The sequence below is a fragment of the Frigoribacterium sp. VKM Ac-2859 genome, assembly GCF_013204925.1.
GTDB lineage: Bacteria > Actinomycetota > Actinomycetes > Actinomycetales > Microbacteriaceae > Frigoribacterium.
In genome coordinates, this window is sequence record NZ_JABMLC010000001.1 from 1,682,301 (window position 1) to 1,688,707 (window position 6,407).

Below are 6,407 nucleotides of genomic sequence, written 5' to 3' on the forward strand. Positions count from 1 at the left end.
AGACCGACCGCGCCCCGCACGACGCCGAGATGATCGACGTCCGCCCCGAGGGCCACGTGCCCGACACCGTGGCGAACGCCGCGGCGACGCCCGATCGCGAGCAGCCCTACGGCGCCCTCGGTCTGAAGGCCGACGAGTACGCGAAGATCCGCGAGATCCTGGGGCGTCGCCCCACGAGCGGTGAGCTCGCCATGTACTCGGTCATGTGGAGCGAGCACTGCTCCTACAAGTCGAGCAAGATCTACCTCCGGCAGTTCGGCCAGAAGGTCTCGCCCGCCATGAAGAAGAACCTCATGGTCGGCATGGGCGAGAACGCCGGAGTGGTCGACGTGGGGGGCGGCTGGGCCGTCACCTTCAAGGTCGAGTCGCACAACCACCCGAGCTACATCGAGCCGTTCCAGGGGGCGGCCACCGGCGTGGGCGGCATCGTCCGCGACATCATCTCGATGGGTGCCCGCCCCGTCGCGGTCATGGACCAGCTGCGCTTCGGCGACATCGACGCGGCGGACACGGCCCGCGTGGTCGACGGCGTCGTCGGTGGCATCAGCTTCTACGCCAACTGCCTCGGCCTGCCCAACATCGGCGGCGAGACCTACTTCGACGCCGTCTACCAGGGCAACCCCCTGGTCAACGCACTGGCCGTGGGCGTCCTGCGCCACGAAGACCTCCACCTGGCCAACGCCCGGGGCGTCGGCAACAAGGTGGTCCTGTTCGGTGCGCGCACCGGCGGTGACGGCATCGGCGGCGCCTCCATCCTCGCCTCCGACACGTTCTCGTCCGGCGGGCCCACCAAGCGTCCTGCCGTCCAGGTCGGCGACCCGTTCGCCGAGAAGGTGCTCATCGAGTGCTGCCTCGAGCTGTTCCGCGACGAACTGGTCGAGGGCATCCAAGACCTCGGGGCAGCCGGCATCAGCTGCGCCACGTCCGAGCTCGCCTCGAACGGCGACGGCGGAATGTTCATCGAACTCGACAACGTCCTGCTGCGCGACCCGTCGCTCACCGCCGAAGAGATCCTGATGAGCGAGAGCCAAGAACGCATGATGGCCGTCGTGCGTCCCGAGAAGCTCGACGCGTTCCTCGCGGTCGTGGCGAAATGGGACGTCGAGACGAGCGTGCTCGGCGAGGTCACCGACACCGGTCGTCTCGTCATCAACTGGCACGGCGAAGAGATCGTCAACGTCGAGCCCCGCACGGTCGCCGTCGACGGCCCGGTGTACGAGCGTCCCGTCGCCTACCCCACGTGGATCGACGCCTTGCAGGCCGACAGCGCCTCGTCGCTGCCCCGCCCCACGGGCAACGCCGTCCTGCGCGAGCAGTTCCTCGAACTGCTCGGCTCGCCCAACCTGGCCGACAAGAGCTGGGTCACGAACCAGTACGACACCTACGTGCTGGGCAACACCGCGCTCAGCTTCCCCGACGACGGAGGCATGATCCGCGTCGACGAAGAGACCGGTCTCGGCTTCGCGATCGCGACCGACGCCAACGGGCGCTACTGCCAGCTCGACCCCAAGCAGGGCGCACGCCTCGCCCTGGCCGAGGCGTACCGCAACGTCGCCGTCACGGGTGCCGTGCCCGCCGCCGTCACCGACTGCCTCAACTTCGGCAGCCCCGAGGACCCCGAGGTCATGTGGCAGTTCTCGCAGGCCGTCGAGGGCCTGGCCGACGGCTGCCTCGAGCTCGAGATCCCCGTCACGGGCGGCAACGTGTCGTTCTACAACCAGACCGGCACACGTCCGATCCACCCCACACCCGTGGTGGGCGTCCTCGGCGTGATCGACGACGTCGCCAAGCGCATCCCGTCCGGCTGGCAGGACGAAGGCGACAACATCTACCTGCTCGGCACCACGGCGCTCGAGCTCGACGGATCGGCCTGGGCCGGCGTGGTCCACGACCACCTCGGCGGTCGACCGCCGGCGGTCGACCTCGCGGCCGAGGCGCAGCTCGCGCAGCTCCTGCACGCCGGTGGCGACCAGTCGTTGATCGCGGCGGCCCACGACCTGAGCGACGGCGGCCTGGCACAGGCGTTGGCCGAGGCCGTGCTGCGCTTCGGAGTCGGTGCTCGCGTCTGGCTGGGTGAGATCATCGAGCGGGACGGCATCGACGTCGCGACCGCGCTCTTCAGCGAGTCGACCGGTCGCGTGATCGTCTCGGTGCCCCGCGAGGACGACGTCCGCTTCCGCGGCCTCTGTGAGGGCCGCGGCTACCCGGTGGCCCGCATCGGCGTCACCGACGGCGAGTCGGGGTCGCTCGAGGTACAGGACGTCTTCACGGTGTCCATCGACGAGCTGCGCAGCACCCACCGTGGCACTCTGCCGGCCCGCTTCGGAGCCACCATCGGCGACTAGTCACCATCCTGCATGCCACCGGAGGCCCTCACCACAGGTGAGGGCCTCCGGTGTCTTGCGAGGCAAGCCCTGAGCCTCGGATAATTCGCATGTAAAATGTCTCATGTGCAGACCCCGACCCTGTCCCCCAGTGGACCCTTCCGCGATCGCGAGCACTTCTCGGGCATCCAGGGCCTCCGGTTCGTGGCGGCCCTCCTGGTGGTCGTCACCCACACCGCGTTCTACGCCCACGAACGACTCGACCCCTCGTTCCGCCCGTGGAGCTACGGATCGGTCGGGGTGGACGTCTTCTTCGCCATCAGTGGGTTCGTCATGATGCACACCGTCCGTCGCCTCGAGGGCACGCCGCGAGCCTGGGCCATCTTCGCGCGTCGCCGACTCGATCGCATCGTCCCGCTCTACTGGCTCGCGACGACCCTCAAGGTGCTGACGTTGGTACTCGTCCCTTCGGCCGTGCTGCACGCCACCCTCGAGCCGGCCAACACGCTCGGGTCGTACTTCTTCATCCCGACCCGCAACGCCGAAGGCAACATCGAACCCGTCCTCGGCGTCGGCTGGACCCTCGTCTTCGAGTGTGCGTTCTACGCCCTCGTGGCCCTGTGCCTGGCCCTCAGAGTCAGAGTCCTGCCCACCGTCGGAGCGGTGCTCGTCAGCTGCTCGGCGCTGTGGTGGGCCTTCGACGCCGCACGCCCGGCATGGGCGGTCTATTTCGACCCCATCGTCCTGTTCTTCCTCATCGGCATGGTGATCGCCGAGCTGACGCGTCCCGCCCGCCGTGGCTGGTTGTGGGCCGTGCTCGCGGTCTCCCTGGTGGCCGTGGTGATCGTGCTCGCCACATCCGTCGGCGACGGGGGCTTCGGGCGCAACGCACCAGCCCGATTCGCGGGCGTCACGGCTGTCGTCGCGGCGACGGTGCTGGCCGAAGGTCCCCTTCGCCGCGTGACGCCGACCTGGGTGCTCACCGGCGGTGCCGCGTCGTACGCGCTCTACCTGTTCCACCCCCTGGTGGCCCCGGCCGTGCCCGAGCTCTTCGCGCGCCTGGGTTGGATCGACGGCTGGCTGTCGGTCGCCGTGTCGGTTCCACTCCTGGTGGCCCTGTCGTTCGTCATCCACCGTCGCGTCGAGCGCCCCATCGCCAGGGTTCTCGCCCGACGAGGACGCGACCCCCGGCGCCCGCTCGGCTCCGAGTCAGAAGAGCCCCAACCGGCCTAGCTGCTGGCGCCCGACGGCACACCGACCACTCTCCCCGAGGCGCGAAGCGGGGACGATCGCGTTCGGCTAAGCCGAACACGCCGTCGGAGGCGGCGAGACAGGCCCGAACAGCAATTCCCCCGGGCCGCAAGGCCAGGGGGAATCATATTGCTGGGGTACCTGGACTCGAACCAAGAACAACTGAACCAGAATCAGTCGTGTTGCCAATTACACCATACCCCAATGATGACAACCGTCAGGTCTACATCACTGTCGGCCCATCATCTGGACCGACGTCTACTGTACAGCATCTGCCAGGCGTTCGAGGCCACCGATGAGGTCCCGGTTGATCACGGCAGCGACGCGGGCGCCGTCGCCGGCTGCAACGATGAGTTGCTGGGGGCCGGGCGCGGTGCTCTCGCCGGCGGCGTACAGCCCAGGAACCGACGTGTGACCATGGGCGTCCACGACGAGCAGTCCGTCGTCGTCCAGGTCGGCCCCTGTCGCCGAGACGTAGTCGAGCGCGGCCGACCACTCCGGGCGGACGAAACCACCAGCCCGAGGCACGACCGTGCCGTCCTCGAGCACGACGCCACGCATGCCGTCACGATCGCCGTCGATGCTCGTGACGCGACGACGATCCACGGTGATCCCCCGGGCGGCCAACGCAGCCTCGTCCGCCGAGGTCACCACGTCCGAACCGTGCGTGAAGACGATGAGGTCGTCGGTCCACTGCGAGAGCAACAGGGCGCGGTCGACGAGGTCGGGGTGCTCACCGATCAGGGCGAGTGGCTGGTCACGCTTGTCGTACCCGTCGCACTCGATGCAGCTGTGGACGTACGTGCCGTAGAACGCACGGAGTTGGGCGATCTCTGGGAGGGTCTCGCTCAGACCCGTCGTCACCAGCACGGTCCCTGCCAGCGCGGACGACTCCTGCCCACGGAACGCGCACGAGATCTCGAACCCGCCCTCGACCGGGACGACGTTCGTCGCCAGGGTCTGCCGGTGTTCGGCTCCCTCGTACCCCAGGAACTCGTCGCGTCCGAGCTTGCGGAGTTCGAGCGGCGAGATGCCGTCGCGGGTGAGGTACCCGTGCGAGAGCAGCGTGGCGGAGTTCCGCGGCCGGTTGCTGTCGATCAACACGACGCGTCGTCGGGCGCGGACGAGGTTGAGCGCGGCGCTCAACCCTGCGGGGCCACCCCCGATGACGGCGACGTCGTAGGGCGCGGTCATGAGCGGTCAGCGAGAGCGGCGAGTCGGGCAAGGGTCGACTCGCGGCCGAGGATCTCCATCGACTCGAACAACGGCGGACTCACGCGGCGCCCGGACAGCGCCACCCGCAAGGGGCCGTAGGCCAGGCGGGGCTTGAGGCCGAGTCCGTCGACGAGCGCCTCCTTGAGGACCGCCTGGATCGACTCGTGCGTCCAGTCGGCCAGGCCCTCGAGGGCAGCCGAGGAGGCGCGGAGCACCTCGGTGGACCGCTCGCCCAGTGAGGCCAGCGCGTCGTCCTCGTGGACAAGGTCGTCGTCGGCGACGAACAAGAAGCCGAGCATGCCACGAGCTTCGGACAGGAGGGTCATGCGTTCTTGGACGAGAGGCGCTGCCTGAACGAGCACGGCACGCTCGTCCTCTGTCGGCGGAACGCTGACGACCCCGTCGAGGTAGGGCAGCAATCGCTCGGTGAAGTCCCCGACGGACAGCAGTCGGATGTGGTCGCCGTTGATCGACTCGGCCTTCTTCACGTCGAATCGCGCGGGGTTCGGGTTCACGTCGACCACGTCGAACGCCGCCACCATCTCGTCGATCGAGAACACGTCCCGATCGTGAGTCAAGGACCACCCCAGGAGCGCCAGGTAGTTGACGAGGCCCTCGGGGATGAAACCGCGGTCTCGGTGGTGGAACAGGTTGGACTCGGGATCGCGCTTCGAGAGCTTCTTGTTGCCGTCACCCATGACATACGGGAGATGGCCGAACCGAGGGACGAACGTGGTGATGCCGAGCTCGACCAGCGCCTCGTAGAGGGCGATCTGGCGGGGAGTGGACGAGAGGAGGTCCTCACCGCGCAGGACGTGGGTGATGCCCATCAGAGCATCGTCCAGCGGGTTCACGAAAGTGTAGAGAGGCACTCCGTTCGGTCGGACGACGACGAAGTCGCTGAACGATCCCGCCGGGAACGTGATCTCACCACGGACGAGGTCGTCGAAGCTGAGGTCGCGGTCGGGCACTCGCAACCGGAGTGCCGGCTGACGCCCCTCGGCTCGGAACGCCGCACGTTGTTCGTCGCTCAGCTCACGCTCGAAGTTGTCGTAACCCTGCTTGGGGTCGCGACCGTTGGCGATGTTGCGAGCTTCGATCTCCTCACCCGTGGCGAAGCTCTCGTAGAGAAGCCCCCGCTCGAGCAGCTGATCGATGACCCCGCGATAGATGTCGTGGCGCTGAGACTGACGGTAGGGGCCATGAGGCCCACCTGCGTCGATGCCCTCGTCCCAGTCGATGTTGAGCCAACGAAGCCCGTCGAGGATCTGATCGTAGCTCTCTTCGCTGTCTCGGGCCGCATCGGTGTCTTCGATGCGGAACACGAGCTTGCCACCCGCGTGCCGGGCGTAGGCCCAGTTGAAGAGGGCGGTGCGGATGAGGCCGACATGCGGCGTTCCGGTGGGCGAGGGGCAGAACCGCACGCGCACGTCGGTGCCGGTGGCGGTGGAGAAGGGAGCTGACATCGCTGACGATCTTACCGGGGTTGGTGGGTGGGTCAGTGTTAAACGCAGAAAGGCCCCTTCCGAAGAAGGGGCCTTTCTGGTGTTTCGTGTGCTGTTCGCACTAAAAGGAGTCCGGCGGTGTCCTACTCTCCCACAAGGTCCCCCTTGCAGT

The 6,407-nt window shown here is 67.9% G+C and carries 4 protein-coding genes and 1 tRNA gene; 2 read left to right on the top strand and 3 right to left on the bottom strand.

Features of this window, described 5'->3' with window-relative positions; all coding sequences use genetic code 11:
• Positions 1-29: 29 nt before the first annotated feature.
• The gene (purL, locus tag HQQ78_RS07850) at positions 30-2,345 is read left to right on the top strand and encodes a phosphoribosylformylglycinamidine synthase subunit PurL (RefSeq protein ID WP_055978197.1); all 2,316 of its coding nucleotides are present in this window, start codon (positions 30-32) and stop codon (positions 2,343-2,345) included.
• Positions 2,346-2,450: 105 nt separating this feature from the next.
• Positions 2,451-3,557 (top strand): acyltransferase, encoded by a 1,107-nt coding sequence (locus tag HQQ78_RS07855; protein ID WP_173152002.1) that lies wholly within the window; start codon positions 2,451-2,453, stop codon positions 3,555-3,557.
• Between the two features lie 150 nt (positions 3,558-3,707).
• Here the strand turns inward: HQQ78_RS07855 and HQQ78_RS07860 are convergent.
• The 3 genes from HQQ78_RS07860 to gltX all read right to left on the bottom strand — a co-directional run bounded on the left by HQQ78_RS07860 (position 3,708) and on the right by gltX (position 6,256).
• Positions 3,708-3,779: transfer RNA gene (locus tag HQQ78_RS07860), tRNA-Gln, on the bottom strand.
• A gap of 54 nt (positions 3,780-3,833) precedes the next feature.
• Positions 3,834-4,769, bottom strand: coding sequence for an NAD(P)/FAD-dependent oxidoreductase (locus HQQ78_RS07865; RefSeq protein WP_173152004.1), 936 nt, complete (start codon positions 4,767-4,769; stop codon positions 3,834-3,836).
• Positions 4,766-6,256, bottom strand: a complete 1,491-nt coding sequence (gltX, locus tag HQQ78_RS07870) for a glutamate--tRNA ligase (RefSeq protein ID WP_173152006.1) — start codon at positions 6,254-6,256, stop codon at positions 4,766-4,768. Before gltX ends, HQQ78_RS07865 begins: the two co-directional genes overlap by 4 nt.
• Between the last annotated feature and the right edge of the window lie 151 nt (positions 6,257-6,407).